Origin of the sequence: Amycolatopsis sp. NPDC058340, from assembly GCF_042723975.1 — a bacterium.
GTDB lineage: Bacteria > Actinomycetota > Actinomycetes > Mycobacteriales > Pseudonocardiaceae > Amycolatopsis.
Genome location: NZ_JBHXIB010000006.1, coordinates 1 through 17,306 on the forward strand (window position 1 = coordinate 1; position 17,306 = coordinate 17,306).

Annotated in this window: 16 protein-coding genes; 13 read left to right on the forward strand and 3 right to left on the reverse strand. The window is 70.0% G+C overall.

Going from position 1 to position 17,306, the window contains the following annotated elements; all coding sequences use genetic code 11:
* The first annotated feature begins 217 nt into the window (after nt 1-217).
* The 4 genes from ACFWIW_RS09880 to ACFWIW_RS09895 are packed head-to-tail and all read left to right on the forward strand — an operon-like array spanning nt 218 to nt 5,055.
* Nucleotides 218-1,591, forward strand: a complete 1,374-nt coding sequence (locus ACFWIW_RS09880) for an ABC transporter substrate-binding protein (RefSeq protein ID WP_378368057.1) — start codon at nt 218-220, stop codon at nt 1,589-1,591.
* Nucleotides 1,569-2,543 (forward strand): carbohydrate ABC transporter permease, encoded by a 975-nt coding sequence (locus ACFWIW_RS09885; RefSeq protein WP_378368058.1) that lies wholly within the window; start codon nt 1,569-1,571, stop codon nt 2,541-2,543. The genes ACFWIW_RS09880 and ACFWIW_RS09885 overlap by 23 nt, the downstream gene beginning before the upstream one ends.
* Nucleotides 2,540-3,409, forward strand: a complete 870-nt coding sequence (locus ACFWIW_RS09890) for a carbohydrate ABC transporter permease (protein WP_378368059.1) — start codon at nt 2,540-2,542, stop codon at nt 3,407-3,409. Before ACFWIW_RS09885 ends, ACFWIW_RS09890 begins: the two co-directional genes overlap by 4 nt.
* A gap of 47 nt (nt 3,410-3,456) precedes the next feature.
* Nucleotides 3,457-5,055 (forward strand): alpha-amylase family glycosyl hydrolase, encoded by a 1,599-nt coding sequence (locus tag ACFWIW_RS09895; RefSeq protein ID WP_378368060.1) that lies wholly within the window; start codon nt 3,457-3,459, stop codon nt 5,053-5,055.
* On the opposite strand, the gene ACFWIW_RS09900 is transcribed toward ACFWIW_RS09895, so the two are convergent.
* A complete protein-coding gene (locus ACFWIW_RS09900; RefSeq protein WP_378368061.1) occupies nt 5,056-6,606 on the reverse strand; it encodes a BTAD domain-containing putative transcriptional regulator in 1,551 nt (516 codons plus the stop codon).
* 139 nt (nt 6,607-6,745) lie between these two features.
* Here ACFWIW_RS09900 and ACFWIW_RS09905 point away from each other — a divergent pair, with 139 nt between their 5' ends.
* Nucleotides 6,746-7,177 carry an organic hydroperoxide resistance protein gene (locus ACFWIW_RS09905; RefSeq protein ID WP_378368062.1) on the forward strand — a complete coding sequence of 144 codons (432 nt, stop codon included), beginning with the start codon at nt 6,746-6,748 and terminating at the stop codon, nt 7,175-7,177.
* A gap of 32 nt (nt 7,178-7,209) precedes the next feature.
* On the opposite strand, the gene ACFWIW_RS09910 is transcribed toward ACFWIW_RS09905, so the two are convergent.
* The gene (locus tag ACFWIW_RS09910) at nt 7,210-9,921 is read right to left on the reverse strand and encodes an AAA family ATPase (RefSeq protein ID WP_378368063.1); all 2,712 of its coding nucleotides are present in this window, start codon (nt 9,919-9,921) and stop codon (nt 7,210-7,212) included.
* A 132-nt stretch (nt 9,922-10,053) separates the two neighbouring features.
* Between ACFWIW_RS09910 and ACFWIW_RS09915 the strand changes: the two genes are divergently transcribed.
* The 5 genes from ACFWIW_RS09915 (at nt 10,054) to ACFWIW_RS09935 (ending at nt 15,382) form a co-directional block, all read left to right on the forward strand.
* A complete protein-coding gene (locus ACFWIW_RS09915; RefSeq protein WP_378368064.1) occupies nt 10,054-10,488 on the forward strand; it encodes a cupin in 435 nt (144 codons plus the stop codon).
* Nucleotides 10,489-10,505: 17 nt separating this feature from the next.
* A complete protein-coding gene (locus tag ACFWIW_RS09920) occupies nt 10,506-12,077 on the forward strand; it encodes a tannase/feruloyl esterase family alpha/beta hydrolase (protein ID WP_378368065.1) in 1,572 nt (523 codons plus the stop codon).
* A gap of 343 nt (nt 12,078-12,420) precedes the next feature.
* Nucleotides 12,421-13,758, forward strand: a complete 1,338-nt coding sequence (locus ACFWIW_RS09925; protein ID WP_378368066.1) for an alpha-lytic protease prodomain-containing protein — start codon at nt 12,421-12,423, stop codon at nt 13,756-13,758.
* The gene (locus ACFWIW_RS09930; RefSeq protein ID WP_378368067.1) at nt 13,743-14,384 is read left to right on the forward strand and encodes a sigma-70 family RNA polymerase sigma factor; all 642 of its coding nucleotides are present in this window, start codon (nt 13,743-13,745) and stop codon (nt 14,382-14,384) included. The genes ACFWIW_RS09925 and ACFWIW_RS09930 overlap by 16 nt, the downstream gene beginning before the upstream one ends.
* Complete coding sequence (locus tag ACFWIW_RS09935; RefSeq protein ID WP_378368068.1) at nt 14,381-15,382, forward strand: LysR family transcriptional regulator; 1,002 nt, start codon at nt 14,381-14,383, stop codon at nt 15,380-15,382. Before ACFWIW_RS09930 ends, ACFWIW_RS09935 begins: the two co-directional genes overlap by 4 nt.
* 12 nt (nt 15,383-15,394) lie before the next feature.
* On the opposite strand, the gene ACFWIW_RS09940 is transcribed toward ACFWIW_RS09935, so the two are convergent.
* Complete coding sequence (locus tag ACFWIW_RS09940; protein WP_378368069.1) at nt 15,395-15,631, reverse strand: hypothetical protein; 237 nt, start codon at nt 15,629-15,631, stop codon at nt 15,395-15,397.
* Between the two features lie 144 nt (nt 15,632-15,775).
* On the opposite strand from ACFWIW_RS09940, the gene ACFWIW_RS09945 reads away from it, so the two are divergent.
* The 3 genes from ACFWIW_RS09945 to ACFWIW_RS09955 form a co-directional block, all read left to right on the forward strand.
* A complete protein-coding gene (locus ACFWIW_RS09945; protein ID WP_378368070.1) occupies nt 15,776-16,249 on the forward strand; it encodes a DUF6130 family protein in 474 nt (157 codons plus the stop codon).
* Nucleotide 16,250: 1 nt separating this feature from the next.
* On the forward strand, nt 16,251-16,655 hold the full coding sequence (locus ACFWIW_RS09950; protein WP_378368071.1) for an acyl-CoA thioesterase: 405 nt from the start codon (nt 16,251-16,253) through the stop codon (nt 16,653-16,655).
* A 396-nt stretch (nt 16,656-17,051) separates the two neighbouring features.
* Nucleotides 17,052-17,306, forward strand: a 255-nt coding sequence (locus ACFWIW_RS09955; RefSeq protein ID WP_378368072.1) for a hypothetical protein, incomplete at its 3' end; no start/stop codon positions are given.

Below are 17,306 nucleotides of genomic sequence, written 5' to 3' on the forward strand. Positions count from 1 at the left end.
TTTCGGATAACACCAAAATGTTGCGGTCACCCGGGTCACGCCCCCACCCCCGGGGCCCCGCCGCGGTTTGGGCCCATACCCGCGCTTGGGCGCCCAACAGAGGGGCACTGTCGAAAAGTTGCAAGTTCTCATCCAGTTATTGCGTTAATCCGGGGCTTCACTTTAGAGTGACCGCAATCACGTGACAGCCGTCGCGATCCCGAGATGAGGCTTGAAGATGAGCAGCACTTGGTCCCCCACCGTGCGCCGCCGGATGTTCTGCCTGTTCCTTGCGGGTGGACTCACCCTGGGGGCGGCCGCCTGCGGTGCCGATTCCGGCGAGAGCGCCGGGGGCAAGGTCAAGATCACCGTCACCGGTCAGCCCCCGACCAGCCAGCCGTTCGAACGCGGTGTGTTCGACGCCGACGTCAAGGAGTTCGAGGAGAGCCACCCGGACATCGACATCGAGCCGCACGAAGGGTTCATGGACCCGAAGACGTTCTCCGCCAAACTCGCCGGCGGGCAGCTCGAAGACGTCTACTACGTCTACTTCACCGATCCGGCGCAGATCATCGCGCGCCGCCAGGCCGCCGACATCACCGAAGCGGCCAAGGGCCTGAAGAACTTCGGCGACATCAAACCGGAATTACTGGACAACTTCCGGGACGCCGACGGCAAGCTCTACGGCCTGCCGACGATGAACTACAGCATGGGCCTGGTCTACAGCCGCCCGCTGTTCCAGAAGGCCGGGCTCGACCCGAACAAACCGCCGCAGACCTGGGACGAGGTCCGCGCGGCCGCGAAGAAGATCGCCGCGCTGGGCAACGGCACCGTCGGATACGCCGACTACAGCAAGAACAACCAGGGCGGCTGGCATCTGACCGCCTGGCTCTACTCGATGGGCAGCGAGGTCGCGCGCAAGGACGGCGACAAATGGGTCGCCGCCTTCAACAACGAGAAGGCCAAGGCCGCCCTGAACCAGTTGCGCGCCATGCGCTGGGAAGACGACACCATGGGCAGCAAGCAGTTGCTCGAAGCACAGGACGTCCAGCGCATGATGGGCGCGGGCCAGCTCGGCATGTACATGGCCGCCCCGGACAACGTCCCGGTGCTCGTCAAGCAGTTCAACGGCAAGTACGAGGACTACGGCGTCGCGGGGATGCCGGGCGGGCAGGGCACGCTGCTCGGCGGCGAGGGCTACATGATCAACCCCAAGGCCTCGCCGGAGAAGATCAAGGCGGGCCTGGAATGGGTCCGCTGGAAGTACCTCAACCCGGAACGCTTCGAGAAGCACGTCCAGCAGTACGTCGACGGCAAGCAGCCGGTCGGGCTGCCGGCCGAGCCGACCCCGGACGTCTGGCAGGGCGCCGTCCGCGATCAGCAGCTCGCGATCAAGGCCAAGCACGCCAACGTTCCCGCCGAGAACTACCAGTCCTATGTGGACGCCAGTTCGCGGATCAAGGGCAGCATCGAACCGCCGAACGCGCAGCAGGTCTACGCCATTCTCGACAGTGTGATGCAGGCGGTGCTCACCGATCGGAACGCGAATATCGACCAGCAGCTGTCGTCGGCCGAGTCGAAGGTCAACAGTGTCCTCGCCCAGGTCAAGTAGCGTCCTCGACTGGCCCGCGACAGCGTCGTCGCGGGCCGGTCGGCCGGTCGCCTCGGCGGCCGAACGCCGCCGGAACCGGTTGCGCCGCAAGCTCAAGGAGAACGTCACCGCGTACGGCCTGTTGTGCGCCGCGCTCGTGGTGTTCGCCCTGTTCTCGTGGTATCCGATCGTGCGCGGGGTGCTGCTGAGCTTCCAGCAGGTCGACTTCGTCAACCCGCCCGCCTGGGTCGGGTTCGACAACTTCACCCGCCTGTTCGAAGACCCGCTGTTCGGCATCGCCTGGCGCAACACGCTGTTGTTCACCGGGCTCGCGCTGGTCTTCGGGTTCGTGGTGCCGTTCCTGACCGCGGTGCTGCTCAACGAACTGCGGCAAGCCAAGGCGTTCTTCCGGCTCGCGGTCTACCTGCCGGTGATGCTGCCCCCGGTGGTCACCGCCCTGATGTGGAAGTGGTTCTACGACCCGGGCGCCGGCCTGTTCAACTCCGCGCTCGGCGCCGTCGGCCTGTCCGGCGGCCAGTGGCTGGACTCGAGCGACACGTCGATGCTGTCGCTGGTGTTCGTGTCGACGTGGGCGAACATGGGCAGCACCACGCTGATCTATCTCGCCGCGCTCGGCACCATCCCCGGCGAACTCTACGAAGCCGCGGAACTCGACGGCGCGGGGCTGTGGAAACGCCTGATCCACGTCACCCTGCCGCAGACGAGGTTCGTGCTGCTGGTGCTCCTGCTGCTGCAGGTGGTCGCGACCATGCAGGTGTTCACCGAGCCGTACGTGATGACCGGCGGCGGACCGGACGACTCCACCGTCACCGTCCTCCTGCTGCTGTACCGCTATGCCTTCGTCTACAACGACTTCGGCTCGGCCAGCGCGTTGAGCCTGCTGCTGTTCGTCGCGCTCGGGGTGTTCTCCGCGTTGTACGTGCGCCTGACCCGGAAGGCGGATGAGTCATGAGGACGCTCGTCTCCCCCAGCACGCTTCGCAGCCCCGGCGGCAAGATCGGGTACGCCGTGATCTTCGCCTGCACGCTGCTCCTGTTCGTCATCGCGTTCCTGTTCCCGCTGTACTGGGCGGTGACCGGCGCGATGAAGTCACCGCAGGAACTGGCGCAGACCCCGGCGACGTTCATCCCGAACGAGTGGCATCCGGAGACCTTCGCCGACGCGTGGGACCAGCTGAGTCTCGGCAAGTACTTCCTCAACACCGTCGTCGTCGCCGGGGGCGCCTGGCTGGCCCAGCTGGCCATCGACGTCCCCGCGGCGTTCGCGTTGTCGAAGCTGCGGCCGAAGTTCGGCAACGTCGTGCTCGGGCTGATGCTCGCGACGTTGATGCTCCCCGCCGCGGCCCTGCTCGTGCCGACCTACGTGACGATCACCGACCTGCCGCTGCTGGACATCAACCTGATCAACTCACCGGCGGCGGTCTGGCTGCCGGCCGCCGCGAACGCGTTCAACATCTACCTGCTGAAACGGTTCTTCGACCAGATCCCGGACGAGTTGATCGAGGCCGCCCGGCTCGACGGCGCGGGGCCGGTGCGCACCCTGTGGCGCATCATCCTGCCGATCTCGCGGCCGATCCTGGCCGTGGTCTCGATCCTCGCGGTGGTGGCCGCGTGGAAGGACTTCATCTGGCCGCTGCTGGTGTTCCCGGACACCGAAAAGCAGACGCTGTCGGTGATGCTGCAACGCGTCGCCATCGACATGCCGCTGAACGTGCTCGTCGCGGGCATGGTGCTGGCCAGCCTGCCGATGGTGGCGCTGTTCCTGGCGTTCCAGCGCCATATCCTCGCCGGGCTCACCGCCGGCAGTCTCAAAGGCTGACTCTCGCCGCATTCGGGGTTTCCACAAACGATTGGGAGGGCATTTTCGTGACCGCATCAGGGCTGTCCGCCGGATGGTGGCGGAGCGCGGCGATCTACCAGGTCTACCTCCGCAGTTTCGCGGACGGGAACGGTGACGGCGTCGGCGATCTCGCCGGCGTCCGCGCGCGGCTGGACTACCTGGCCGAACTGGGGATCGACGCGATCTGGTTCACCCCGTGGTATCCGTCGCCGATGGACGACGGCGGCTACGACGTCGCCGATTTCCGGGAGATCGACCCGCTCTTCGGCACGCTGGCCGAAGCGGAGGACCTGATCGCCGCGGCCCACGCCAAGGGGATCCGCGTGATCATCGACATCGTGCCGAACCACTGCTCCGACGAACACCGCTGGTTCGCCGAAGCGCTCGCGGCGGCGCCGGGATCGCCGGAGCGGCAACGGTTCTGGTTCCGGCCTGGCCGCGGGCCGGACGGCGCCGAGCCGCCGAACAACTGGAAGTCGCGCTTCGGCGGCTCCGCCTGGACGCGGGTCCCGGACGGCGAGTGGTACCTGCACCTGTACAGCTCGCGCCAGCCGGACTTCAACTGGGACAACCAGGAGATCCGCGCCGATTTCGAGGACGTGCTGCGGTTCTGGTTCGACCGCGGGGTCGACGGTTTCCGCATCGACGTCGCCGACGGGCTGGTGAAGGACCCTCGGCTGCCCGACGTCGATCCCGGCGACGAGACGCCGTTCTCCGATCAGGAAGGGCTGCACGAGATCTACCGGTCGTGGCGCAAGATCGCCGACAGCTACCCGGGTGACCGGGTACTGGTCGGCGAGATGTGGCTGCCGGACATGTCGCGGGCCGCGCGGTACCTGCGCCGCGACGAGCTGCACGCGGCGTTCAACTTCGATTTCCTGGTGTGTCCCTGGGATTTCGCCCGGTTCAGAGATGTCATCCAGCGCACGCTGGCGGCGCACGAGGAGGTCGGCGCGCCCGCGGCCTGGGTGCTGTCGAACCACGACGTCACCCGCCACGTGACCCGGTACGGCCGCGAGGGCGACACCGGGTTCGCGTTCGCGGACCGGCTGCACGGCACCCCGGTGGACCGCGAACTCGGGACGCGCCGGGCGCGGGCGGCGGCGTTGCTGACCATGGCGCTGCCCGGTGGCCTCTATGTGTACCAAGGGGAAGAGCTCGGCCTGTGGGAGATCGAGGACATTCCCGGCGAACTCCGTCAGGATCCGGTGTGGGCCCGGACGAACGGCGCCGACCCCGGCCGTGACGGCTGTCGTGTCCCGCTCCCCTGGTCCGGTGACGCGCCGCCGTTCGGCTTCGGCACCGGGGGGACGTGGCTACCCCAGCCCGAGGAATGGCGTTCCAGCACGGCGGAGGCGCAGGCGACCGAGCCGGCGTCGATGCTCCGCCTCTACCGCTCCGGTCTTCGCCTGCGCGACGAACTTCCCGCGCTCGGCCCCGGCGACCTGGAGTGGCTGGAGCTGGGCGAAGGTGTGCTCGCGTTCACCCGGGAGCCGGGTTTCGCCTTCGTGCTGAACTTCTCGGACCGGCCCGTGCCGCTGCCGCCGCATCGCGAGGTGCTCATGGCCAGTGGCCCGGTCGACGGTGAGCTCCCGACGGATACGGCGGTGTGGCTGCTCACCTGATCACCGGCCGGTCGTGACCCGGCTGATCCGGCCGCGTATCCGTGCGCGGCCGGCCGGGTCACGCCAAGCGAGGTGCCTGTCGAGCACCTCGCGGAGCACACCGCCGAGGACGAGGCCATGGGTGGCGGCCTCGACGCAGGGGTGGTCGCGGAGCCAGTCGAACAGCTCCGACGAGCGTCCTCCCGGCAGCACGGACCGGAGGAGGTCTTCGGTGGTGTGGTCCGCTTGCGCACACACGTACAACGCCCAGCGATGCGCCTCCGTCGGCGGATCACCGGCCAGGTGCGCGTACACGGTGTCGACCACGTAGCGTGTCGCGTCCGCTCGTGGTGACCTGCTGACTTCGGCGGCCAGGGAGAGGGCGAACGGATTGCCCGCCGCGAAGTCCACAATGGACTCACGAAGGTCCGGGCCGACGCCGCGTGCTTCGAGCAGCGCCGCGGATTCGTTGTCGCTCAAGGCTTCGAGCTTCCGGATCGTGATCAGCCCCGACCACGCCGGATCGACCAGCAGCGTGGCGTCCGGGCCGCTCCGGCCCGCGATCACGACCGTGACGTCTCCGGGCAGGCGGCGCATGACCTCCGCCGGATCGGCGAGCCCGTCGAAGAGCCGCACGGGTTTGCCCATGGCCGCCGCGTCGTCGGCGAACTTCCGCAGCAGGGTCGACTTCCCGATACCGGGCGGTCCGGTGAGGAACAGCACCCCACCTCTCGCGAGCTGCCGGCGGAATTCCGCGCGTTCGCGTTCACGTCCGACGAACAGCGGGTCCGGTGCGCGGAGCGCGGGCGTTCGCTCGTCCTCGGCACGAAGCACCTTTTCGTGCAGTGCCCGCAGTTTCGGCCCCGGCCGGACTCCGAGTTCTTCGTCGAACAGGTCGTGGATCGAGCGGTAGAGCTCCAGCGCCTCGGCGCGGCGCCCACCGCGATGGAGGGCGAGGAGATAGATCTCGTACAGCGGTTCCTCGAGCCGGTTGCGCTCGATCAGGGCGGGCACTTCGGCCATCACCTCGTCGTGTTCCCCGAGTTCGAGGCGCAGCCGAAGCAGCTCCTGGGTGGCGGTCAGCTTCAGCCGCTCCAGGCGCGTGCGCTCGTGTTCGGCCGCCTCACCGGGGACACCGGCCAGGGCCGTTCCGGTCCACAGTCCGAGCGCCCGTTCCAGCAGCTTCGCTGCCGTCTCCACGGTGTGCGCCTGACGCGCGCTCTCGATCAGCCCGGCGAATTCGACCGCGTCCACCTCGAAGCGATCCGGGTCCAGCCGGTAGCCGCCGGACCGCGAAACGATCGCGGACCCCAATCCCTGCAAGGAGAGCAGCCGCCGGAGACGGGAGATGTAGGTCCGGATGACGGCCTCGCCGGTCGCGGGCGCCCGCTCGCCCCAGAGTCCGTCGATCAGCTCGCCGGTCCGGACGAAGCTGCCCGCGTTGGCGAGCAGCAGCATCAGGACGGCCTGCTGCTGCGGCGAGCCGAGGTCCAGCCGGGTGCCGCCGCTGGTGAATCCCGGCGGGCCGAGCACGGTGAAGCGGTACCGGACTTCCTGCGGCAGAAGGGACATGCGCGGAAAGGTAGGCGGGCCCCGCCCGCGGCGGCGACCGTCGGACGACGTCGTCGGCGTACGTCGCCCACCGGTGACGTACACGAATGACGTCATCCGACGGTCGCCGAGGCCGGAGGCGGATTCCTACGGTTGCGGCATGTCTGAAACCACGTACACCGCCGTCGCCACTTCGACCGCGGAAGGCCGCAACGGTGGCCGCGCGACCTCCGACGACGGCGTGCTCGACGTCGGCCTCGCCGTCCCGAAGGCCTTCGGTGGCTCCGGTGACGGCACGAACCCCGAGCAACTGTTCGCCGCCGGCTGGGCGTCCTGCTTCGTCGGCGCCGTCCGCCGCGTCGCGGGCGTCAAGAAGGTGAAGCTCGAAGACCTCGCGGTCGTCGCCGAGGTGACCCTGCACCACGACACCGACGCGGGCAAGTTCCACCTGAGCGCCGCACTGCACCTGGAGGCCTCCGGTATCGACCAGGCCACCGCCGACGAACTGGTCCAGGGCGCGCACCAGGTGTGCCCGTACTCCAAGGCGACGCGGGGGAACGTCGAGGTCACGCTGGACGCCACCGTCGCGTGAGGCGTCACGCCTCGTGAGTGGCAAGGACGGTTCTAACCGTCCTTGCCACTCACGAGCCCCAGCACTCCCTTGAGCTCCGCCCGCGAACTCACCCCGACCTTCGGGAAGATCCGGTGCAGATGCGTGCCGACCGTCCGGTGCGAGAGGTAGAGCCGCTGCCCGATCTCCCGGTTCGTCAGGCCGTCGGCGGCCAATTGCACGATGCTCAGCTCGTGCGGGGTCAGCTTCTCCCGCGCGTCGGGGCCGCGGTTGGGGCTCGACTCCCCCGCGCTCCGCAGTTCACGGCGCGCCCGCTCGGCCCAGGCGGTCATGCCGAGCGCGTCGAATGTCTCCCGCGCGGTGCGCAGGTGCGCCCGCGAGTCCACGGCTCGCCGTTGCCGCCGCAGCCATTCGCCGTAGGCCAGGTGCAGCCGCCCGCGTTCGGCGGGCCAGCCGTCCAGCTCCGCCGCCAGCGCGGTCTCGAACAGCTCGTCGCTCGGTTCGAGCACGGCGCGGGCGTAACGCAGGCCGATGTGCAAGGCGGGCGCCGGGGTCGTCACGGCGAGCCGCTCCATCTCCGCGACGATCTCGCGCAGGGCCTCGACCTGTCCCGCCCGGACCGCGACCTCGGTCAGTTCCGCGACGAAGTAGACCCGCAGCGCCAGCTGGTAGGCGGGATCGGCGGGGTCGAAGAGCCGCCGCAGGTCGGCGAACGCGTCGTCGAAGCGGCCCTCGCTCGACGCGGCGATCCCTCTGGCGAGCCGCACGGTCGCCAACACCGGCCGGGCACCGGCGGCGAGCGCGGTCCGCTCGGCCTCGTCCGCCAGCGTCTTGGCCTGTTTGTGCTCGCCCCGCAGCGCGGCGATCTCGGCCTGGACCGCGGTGGCGAACCCGTACATGAACGGCTGCCCGGACTCCTTGGCGAATTCGGCCGCCTCCGCCGCGGCGGGCACCGCCCCGGCTAGGTCGCCGAGCCGGACCCTGCTCCACGCCTGGACCGCCAACGCGCGCGGCAGCAGCCCGAGCCTGCCTTGCGCCCGCAGCCCCGGGGCGGCGGCCGCGGAGAACCGGGCGGCCAGATCGACCGCGCCGACCTGCAGTGCCGCGCTGCCGAGAAAGCGGTCGACCTCGGGATCGGCACCGGTGGCGGCGGCGAGTCCGCGCAGCTCACCGAGCACGGCCTCGGCCCGTTCGAACGGCGCCACATAGGCGGCGACGGCGACCAGCCGCGGGTCCGAGTCCTCCACCGGGAGACGATCCGCGACGGCCAGCAGCGTCCGCCGTGTGTCCGCACCGGGTTCGGCCCAGAAACACCGCATGGCCGCACCCCACAGCACACGCATCGCCGGATCCGGGTGCCCGTCCTCCGCGACCGACTCGGCCAGCCGCGCCAGTTCCGTGATCCGTGAGGGATCCTCGCGGGCGCCGTCCTCGAACCCGCTGAGCAGCCAGCTCGCCGTCGCTCGTTGCCGTGGCGTGAGCTCTCCCGCGCGTGCGTCCCGGACGAGCCGCTCCGCCGTATCCCGGCCACCGGATTCCACGGCGAGCTCGGCCGCGCGCAGGAACCGGTCCGCCCTTCGCTCCGGATCGAGGCTCAGCAGGGCCGCCTGCTCCAGCGCGGCGACGGCGGCCGCCACACCACCGCGGTGTCGGGAACGCTCCGCGGCGTTCTCCAGGTCCCATGCCACGTTTTCGTCGGCGCCGGTCGCGGCGGCCGCCTGATGCCAGGCACGGCGATCGGGCTGTGCACGGAAGGTTTCGGCGAGGCTCAAGTGCACACGTCGCCGTTCCTCGATCGGCACCGAAGCGGGAATAGCCGAGCGCATCAACGGATGCCGGAACGACACCGTCCTGGCTTCGAGATCGATCAGCCGGGCTTCGGCGGCAGGCCTCAGCACCGACGGCTCGACGTCTTCGCCCAGCAGTGTGGCCGCCGCCGCGAGGGTCTCGGTGAGCGAGCCGGTCTCGTTCAGTGCGGCGACCAGCAACGTCGTGCGAGCCGGTTCCGGCAGGGCGGTGAACCGGGCGCCGAACGTGCGCTCCAGCCGTTCGGTCAGCGGCAGCACGGGATCCGAGGTGCCGGTCACCGCCGACGGCAGCTCGGTCAATGCCAGCGGATTGCCGTCGGCCTCGGCGAGGATCCGGGACCGGACCGACCATGTGATCCCGGGGGCGACGGAGTCGAGCAGCTCGGCCGCGACCTCTTCGGGAAGGCGTCCCAGATCCATTGAGGACAGTCCCGCGTCGCGCAGCGGTGATGGCTCCCCGTCCCGCAGGGTCGCGATCAAGACGATCGGTTCCGTCTCGATCCGCCTGGCCACGAACGCGAGCACGTCGGCGCTCTCGCGGTCCATCCACTGGACGTCTTCGGCGACGATCAGCAGCGGTCTGGCCGCCGCCTCCTCCGAAAGCAGGCTCAGCGCGGCGAGACCGACCTGGTACGCGTTCGGCTCCGCCCCTTCGGCCAGCCCGAGCGCCGCCCAGAGCGCGGATCGCTGTGGCGCGGGCAACGCGTCGGCGCCCGCACGGACCGGATGGAGCAGCTGGTGCAGCGCGGCGTACGCGAAGTTGCGTTCGGCTTCGACGCCGGTCGCCCGCAGCACCCGCAGGCCCCCGAGCGCCGCCGCGGCCACGGCCTCCGCGACGAGAGCGGACTTCCCGACGCCCGGTTCGCCCCGGATGAGCACGCCGCCGCAGCCCGCGGCGGGACCGTCGACGAGCTCGCTCAGGTCCTTCAGCTCGGCTTCCCGTCCGAAAAGCGGCATGGTGCGGCATTCCTCCCCTCGGCCGTGGGCGGCCGCCCGTCCGACGATACCCAAACGGTCCGGTTAGGACTCCCCGGCGGCGTCCACAGGATGTAGACGGCGTGTCAACACGATCGGCCTAGCTTCGGTCGCGTGCACCATGTTTCCCGGCTCATCCTCGCCCTCGCGCTCACCGGTTCGGCCGCCGGGCTCGCCCCCGCGACCGCGAACGCCACCCCCGGCCGCGGTGTCAGCGCCGTGACGCTCTTCGACCACGTGGTCGGCGGCACCCAGTACGTGCTGAAAGAGATCACGCTGGCGCCCGGCGGCAGCACCGGCTGGCACTTCCACCCCGGCCCGGTACGCGGCGTGGTCGAACGTGGCGTCCTGAGCCACCACGACGCGACCTGTGCGAGCGACGGCGTCTACCACGCCGGGCAGGCGATCACCGAGGAGAGCGGCCCCGGTTACGTCCACATCGGACGCAACCTCGGGACCGAGCCGGTCGTGCTCGAGGTGCTCTACCGGGTGCCCGCGGGCCAGGCACTGGCCGTCGACGTGCCCAACCCCGGCTGTTCGTTCGACTGAATCCCCGAAGGAAAGTGATGAGACGCAAGAAGTTGTTCCTGGCGGCCGCACCGTTGGCCGCCCTGCTGCCGCTGGTGCTGACCTCGGTCACCCAGACGGCGCCCGCCGCCACCGCTGCGACGTCGTGTGCGGCGGTCCCCGTGGCGGCGCCCGACGGGGCGCGGATCGAGTCCGTTCAGGCGGAGCAGAAGCCCGGCGGCACCGTCACGTTCCCGCCCACCCAGTTCACGCCGCCCGCCACGATCACCGACGTGCCCGCGTACTGCGAGATCACCGTCACCCTGACCCACGGCAAGGCGGGCGATCACGTCAAGGTGGCCGTCACCCTGCCTCAGACCGGGTGGACCGGCAGGCTTCAGGCGGTCGGCGGCAGCGCGTACACCGCCGGCGACTTCGGCGCCCCGCTCGTCCAGGCGGTCAAGGACGGCTTCAGCGGCGTGACGACCGACGCCGGCGTCCCGTTGACCTTCCTCGACACCTCGTGGGCACTCACGCCCCAGGGCGAGATCGACAAGCCGCTCGTGACGAACTTCGCGACCCGGTCCGTGCACGAGGCCGCCCTCGTCGGGAAGGACGTGACGCAGAAATTCTACCAGCGGGAAGTCACCTACTCGTACTGGAACGGCTGCTCGACCGGCGGCCGCCAGGGCTACTCGGAGGCGCAGCGGTATCCGGGTGACTTCGACGGCGTCCTCGCGAACGCGCCCGCCGTGCACTGGGCGGAGTTCGCGGTCGCGACGCTCTGGCCGCGGGTCGTGATGAACCAGGAGAAGACCTTCCCGGCGACGTGCGTCTTCACCGCGTTCCAGCAGGCCGCGATCAAGGCCTGCGACGGCCGGGACGGGGTCACGAACGGCATCGTCGACCGGCCGGACGAATGCGGTTACGATCCGCGGTCGCTCATCGGCACGAAGGTGCTCTGCGGCGACAAGCAGGTCACCGTCACCGCGGCGGACGCCGAGGTCGTGCGCAAGATCTGGGCCGGGCCGACCGACGAGCACGGACGACGGCTCTGGGCAGGCCTGCCCAAGGGAGCGGATTTCGGCCCGGTGACGACGGCTCCCGGCTTCCCCGTGGCCACGGGCTGGGTGCGGACGTTCCTGAAGAAGCAGCCCGCGTTCGACACCGAGAAGCTCACCTACCGCCAGTTCGCCGACCTGTTCCGCCAGTCGGTGCGGGAATACGACGACGTCATCGGGACCTCGGACCCGGATCTGTCGGACTTCCGCCGCGCGGGCGGCAAGCTGATCACCTTCGTCGGCACCGACGACCAGCTGATCCCGCCGGGCGGCACGCTGCGGTACCGCCACGAGGTGGAGCGTGAGCTGGGCGGCTCGAAGCGGGTGAACGACTTCTACCGGCTGTTCCTCGCGCCGGGTGTCGCGCACTGCGGCCGCGGCGCGGGCGCCGCACCGACGAACGCGCTGGGCGCGCTCGTCGACTGGGTCGAGCACGGCAAGGCACCGGCGACCCTGCCCGCCGCGAACGGTGGGAAGACGCGCGATCTCTGCCCGTATCCGCAGGTTTCGCGGTACCGCGGCCACGGTGATCCCGCGGTGGCTTCGAGCTACCGCTGCACCGCCCGCTGAGGTCTCACACACACCCGTGTCCGTCGTGCCGGCGCCCCCTCCGGCACGACGGGCACTTCCTCACGTTGTGAGAAGTCTTTGCCCTACCCGTCAAAAGTACGGTATTGACGACAGTGGACACCGCGACGGACCAGCTCGCGCGGCCGCGCACCACTTCTCGTGAAAACGACAGAACCGTTGCACAGCAATGGATTCACCGGCTGGATCAGCACGGAACACCGCCATATCGCCCCGCGTCACGGCCGGGCGATATGACCCAAATGGTATGTACCAGTCGAGTGATGCGCCTCGTACGGTCGGGAACGAATCCCCCTCCCCCGCCCGTTTCGAGGAAAGCGTTGAAATGAACAGAAAGATCTTAGCCGCGGCTGCCGCGGCCATAACCGGGGCAGGCTTGGTCACCGCCATCGCCCTCACCCCCAGCGCGAGCGCCGGTCAGCAAGCCACCGTCGGCGACCAGGCCCAGTCCGAAATGCTGGCCGCGATGGCCCGCGATCTGAAGATCAGCCCCGAACAGGCAAGAATCCGGCTCGCGAGCGAACAGCGCGCCGCGGTCGCCGACACCACGCTGAAGAAGCAACTCGGCACGTCGTACGCCGGATCGTGGCTGGACGGCAGCGGGACCACGCTGACCGTGGCGGTCACCGACGCCGCCGTGGGCGACCTGGTGCGCGCCGCGGGCGCGACCCCGAAGACCGTCGCCCGCAGCGCCGCCGACCTCGACGCGGCGAAGCTGCGCCTGGACGCCAAGTCCACCCAGGCACCGAAGACCGTGCCCGGCTGGTACACCGACGTCACCACCAACTCGATCGTCGTCCTCGCCAACGCCGGTGGCGAAGCCGCCGCGAAGTCCTGGGCGACCGCGGCCGGCGTGCCTGCCGGTCTGTTCCGTGTCGAGGCCAGCACCGAACAGCCGCGTCCGCTGATCGACATCATCGGCGGCAACGCCTACACCTTCGGCTCGGGCCGCTGCTCCATCGGTTTCGCGGTCGAGGGCGGCTTCGTCACCGCCGGCCACTGCGGCACCACCGGCACCCGCACCTCGAACCCGAGCGGGACCGTCGCCGGTTCCAGCTTCCCCGGCAACGACTACGCCTGGGTCCGCGCCGACGCGGGCAACACCCCGCGCCCGCTGGTGAACCGCTACCCCGGCACCGTGCCGGTCGCCGGTTCGACCGAGGCGCCGGTCAACTCGTCGGTGTGCCGCTCCGGCTCCACCACCGGCTGGCGCTGCGGCACCATCCTGCAGAAGAACACCTCGGTCACCTACCCCGAGGGCACCATCACCGGCCTGACCCGGACCAACGCCTGCGCCGAGCCCGGCGACTCCGGTGGTTCGTGGCTCACCGGCGACCAGGCGCAGGGCGTCACCTCCGGTGGCTCCGGCAACTGCACCTCCGGCGGCACCATCTACTTCCAGCCGGTCTCGGAGATCCTGAGCGTCTACAACCTGCGCCTGACGGTCAGCGGGAACCCGCCGTCCAGCACCACCACCACGCCCACCACCCCGACCAGCCCGACGACGTCGAACCCGCCGGGCGGCACCTGGGCGCCGTACACGTACTACGGCTCCGGCGCGACCGCCACCTACGGCGGCAGCAACTACCGGGTCATCCAGCCGCACACCTCCATGCCCGGCTGGGAACCGCCGAACGTGCCCGCGCTTTGGGAACTCGCCTGACCTGGACCGCCCCCGGCGACCCGACCTCGCCGGGGGCGGCCCCTCCCCTTCACGACGGCGCGCGGGCGGCGGAGCTCGAATCCCTCGTCCCCCGCGCCCGCCGCGGTGACCCCGCGGCGACGAACGAGCTGATGAGCATCGTCCAGCCGGTGGTCGCCGACTACTGCCGGAGCCGGATGGACGGAACGGACGCGCGGGAGATCGCCGCGGAGGACGTCGCGCAGGAAACCTGCCTCGCCGTGCTCACCGCCCTGCCCACCGCGAGGACCGCCGGCGGCTCCTTCCTCACCACCGTTCTCGGGATCGCCGCCCGGAAGGTCGCCGCTGCCTTCCGGCGGCGAGCCCGGGACAGATCGGAACCCACGCCCGATCCGCCCGAACGCGCGACACCCGAGACCGACGAACCCGAGCGCCTCGCCCTCGCCGCCGACGGCCACGACCGGTTGACGCGGCTGATGAGCACCCTTCCCGGGATGCAGCAGGAGATCCTCCGGTTGCGGATCACGGTGGGGATGACGGCGCCCGAAACGGGGGCGGTCCTGCGGGTGAGCCCCGGCCTGGTCCGGGTCGCCCAGCATCGCGCCCTGCACAAACTCCGCACGATCATCAGCGAGGACGACCTGTGATCAGCCCCCTGATCGGTCCCGGGGACGGCCATACCTGGCCGGCGGAAATCGATGTCCGGCAGCTGCGTCTCCTCGACGCGATCGCGTCGGCAGGCAGCATCGCGAAGGCCGCGACCGCGCTCGGGCTCTCCCAGCCCGCGCTGAGCGCCCAGCTCCACCGGGTCGAGCGGGCACTGGAACGGACGGTGTTCGAACGCGACCGGGGCGGTGTGCGTCCCACCGCGCTGGGCGAAGTACTGCTGAACCACGCGCGACGCGTACTGGCCGCCGCGGACGACCTCGAACTGGCGATCCGCCGGTTCCACACCGCGCCCTCCGAAGGGCCGCTCCGGATCGGCGCGCTCCCGACGGTCTTCGCCGAGACGTTGAGCGGTGTGGTCGCCGCGGCGGCCCCCGGCCGTCCGGTCGAACTGCTGCCGGTGACCGGCCGGACCGCGCTGTTCTCCGCACTTCTCGACGGCACGGTGGAATTGGCGCTGTACGCGGATCATCCCGGGCAGGAGATCGAGCCGCCCGAAGGCGTCCACCTGCTTCCCGTCGGGACTGAGCCGGTTTTCCTGATCGTGTCGCCCGACCATCCCGTCGCCGGACGCGGCGAGGTGCCCCTCGCGGACCTCGGCGGGTCATCCTGGCTCGTGGTGGCGGACGGGGACGACGCGTTCCACGACCACCTGACCGATCAGTGCGTCCGGGCCGGGCTCGGCTCGATCACCGTGCGGAAGCTGGACCCGACGGTGCTGCGGCAGGCCGTCCGGCGCGATCCCCGCGCGGTGGCACCCGCCCAGTCACTCGATTCCGGTGCCTCGATGCCCGGCCCGGTGGTGGCACTGCGGGGTGTGCCGCTGAGGACGCGGCATCTCCTGCTGTGGCACGACGATTCACCGATCGACGTCCCGGCTGTCCGAAGTGGACTGGTGCACGCGATCACCGAGCTGGCCGTGATCCGGCATCGCCTCCCCGAGTGGGCCGCGGCCAATCCCGGCTGGCTCGGCACCTGAGCGGTGCCCTGCTCAGCGCTGGATGCAGTCCAGGCCGACCCCGAACGCCGTCAGCACGTACTGACAGATATGCGTCGCGTGCACTTCGTCGGTTTCCAGGCATCCCACCGGGACACCCAGCAGATCGACGGCGCACGACGCGTAGAACCGGTTCGGGCTGCCGGGCACCGGGTCGGCGACGGCGGGCGAAGCGCTCGCGGCGACCAGGAACGTGACCGAGGCGGCCAATGCGGCGATACGGGACTTCATGGTTCTCTCCCTTGCTGGATATCCGGGGTATTCCCCGGTCCACGCGTCTTCACCTGGTGATCACCGGAAAGTGTCACGGTGACGTACACCGATGACGTCATCCGACGGGCGCCGAGGCCCCCTCGGCCGTCCTAGCTTGAGTTCATGCCCGCACTTGGGAAGCTCGCCCTCACCGCCGCCGTTCTGCTCACCGCCGCCTGCAGCGCCTCCCCGCCCGCTCCGGCGGCGCCCGCTCCCCCGGCCGCGGCCGCCGCGTGGTCGCCCGCTCCCGTGGTGCCGCTGCCGTCGCAGCCTCCGCCGGCGCTGGTCGTCGACGCGCCTTTGCCCGATCAGCTCGCGATGGGCCTGGTCGTCCTGCGATACCGGGCGGAAAACCTCCGGATCGTCCCGGTCTACGGCCCGGCCGCCCTGGACGTGTCGCCGCGGATCGGCCACATCCACGTGACCGTCGACGACGCGGCGTGGCACTGGGCGGACGGCAGCGGAGAACCGCTGATCATCCAGTCGCTGCCGGCGGGACCGCACAAGGTGTGGATCGGTCTCGCCGATCCGACGCACAAGATCCTCGACGAGAAGACGGTGAACTTCGTCGTTCCCGTCCACAGTGGACACCACTGAGATGGCTGCCTTCACGCTGACCTTGACACCGCGCCGGGCCGAAACCGACTTCAACGGCCACGTCACCGCGATCGCCTATCACGACTGGGCGGATCGGGCCAGGGTCGCCTATCTGCGGCGTGCCGGAGTCGCTTTCGTGCAGGGCGAATTCGGCCCTGTCCTGTTGGAAGCGCGGATCAACTACCTCAACGAAATCCGTTACGGTGACGAGATCACGGTCTCCGTCGAACCCGACTTCGGCGCCGGGAAGACCTGGCGTGTCCGCCAGCGCTTCCTGCGCTCCGACGGCGTCCTCGCCGCACGGATCGAATCGGTCTGGGGCCTGCTCGACCACTCGACCCGGCGGTTGACCGAAGACCCGCTCCAGACCCTCACCGCACTGGCGACCGACCCCGGCCGCCTCTGAATTCCACCGCGCGCCAGCCGGATCGCGCTCGGCACTTCGGCAACGGACGCAAGCATCTGATCCGGCACTCGAACCATCGTTGCGGCGGCTGGGCACCGGCCACGTCGACCTGTTCCTGCTGCACAGCTGGGACCGCGTCACGCCGGCCGAAGAGGTGACGAGCTGGTCGCCGTTTTCCGGCAACAGCCTGGGCGGCTGACTCGCGAAACCTCCTCACACGGCCGCCACCGTCAGGACGATTGCCGTTTCCCGGCAACGAACCAGCCCACGGAGGCGCGGACCGCCCGGACAGCACTGCCGTGTGCCTGGACCCGTCGCCGTTCTCCGGCAACCGGCCGAACAGTCAAGGCGAGTTCGGGTGACCGCGTCGCCGATTCCCGGCAACAGCCTGGGCAGTTGACTCGCGAAACCGACCTCGCGCGGCCGCCACTGTCAGGACAATTGCCGTTTCCCGGCAACGAACCAGCCCACCGAGGCGCGGACCGCCCGGACGGCACTGCCGTGTGCCTGAACCCGTCGCCGTTCTCCGGCCACGGAGCGGAGTGGTCAATTGAGCTGGTCGCCATTTCCCGGCAACACAGCCTGAACGGCCAACTCACGAAACCGACCCCGCCGTCAGGACAATTGCCGTTTCCCGGCAACGAACCAGCC

Excerpts from the sequence above, each read along its gene's own strand:
- ACFWIW_RS09880 (WP_378368057.1), top strand. The coding sequence starts at position 218 with ATGAGCAGCACTTGGTCCCCCACCGTGCGCCGCCGGATGTTCTGCCTG.
- ACFWIW_RS09890 (WP_378368059.1), top strand. The coding sequence starts at position 2,540 with ATGAGGACGCTCGTCTCCCCCAGCACGCTTCGCAGCCCCGGCGGCAAG.
- ACFWIW_RS09900 (WP_378368061.1), bottom strand. The coding sequence starts at position 6,606 with ATGTCCCTTCTGCCGCAGGAAGTCCGGTACCGCTTCACCGTGCTCGGC.
- ACFWIW_RS09905 (WP_378368062.1), top strand. The coding sequence starts at position 6,746 with ATGTCTGAAACCACGTACACCGCCGTCGCCACTTCGACCGCGGAAGGC.
- ACFWIW_RS09910 (WP_378368063.1), bottom strand. The coding sequence starts at position 9,921 with ATGCCGCTTTTCGGACGGGAAGCCGAGCTGAAGGACCTGAGCGAGCTC.
- ACFWIW_RS09920 (WP_378368065.1), top strand. The coding sequence starts at position 10,506 with ATGAGACGCAAGAAGTTGTTCCTGGCGGCCGCACCGTTGGCCGCCCTG.
- ACFWIW_RS09925 (WP_378368066.1), top strand. The coding sequence starts at position 12,421 with ATGAACAGAAAGATCTTAGCCGCGGCTGCCGCGGCCATAACCGGGGCA.
- ACFWIW_RS09940 (WP_378368069.1), bottom strand. The coding sequence starts at position 15,631 with ATGAAGTCCCGTATCGCCGCATTGGCCGCCTCGGTCACGTTCCTGGTC.
- ACFWIW_RS09945 (WP_378368070.1), top strand. The coding sequence starts at position 15,776 with ATGCCCGCACTTGGGAAGCTCGCCCTCACCGCCGCCGTTCTGCTCACC.
- ACFWIW_RS09950 (WP_378368071.1), top strand. The coding sequence starts at position 16,251 with ATGGCTGCCTTCACGCTGACCTTGACACCGCGCCGGGCCGAAACCGAC.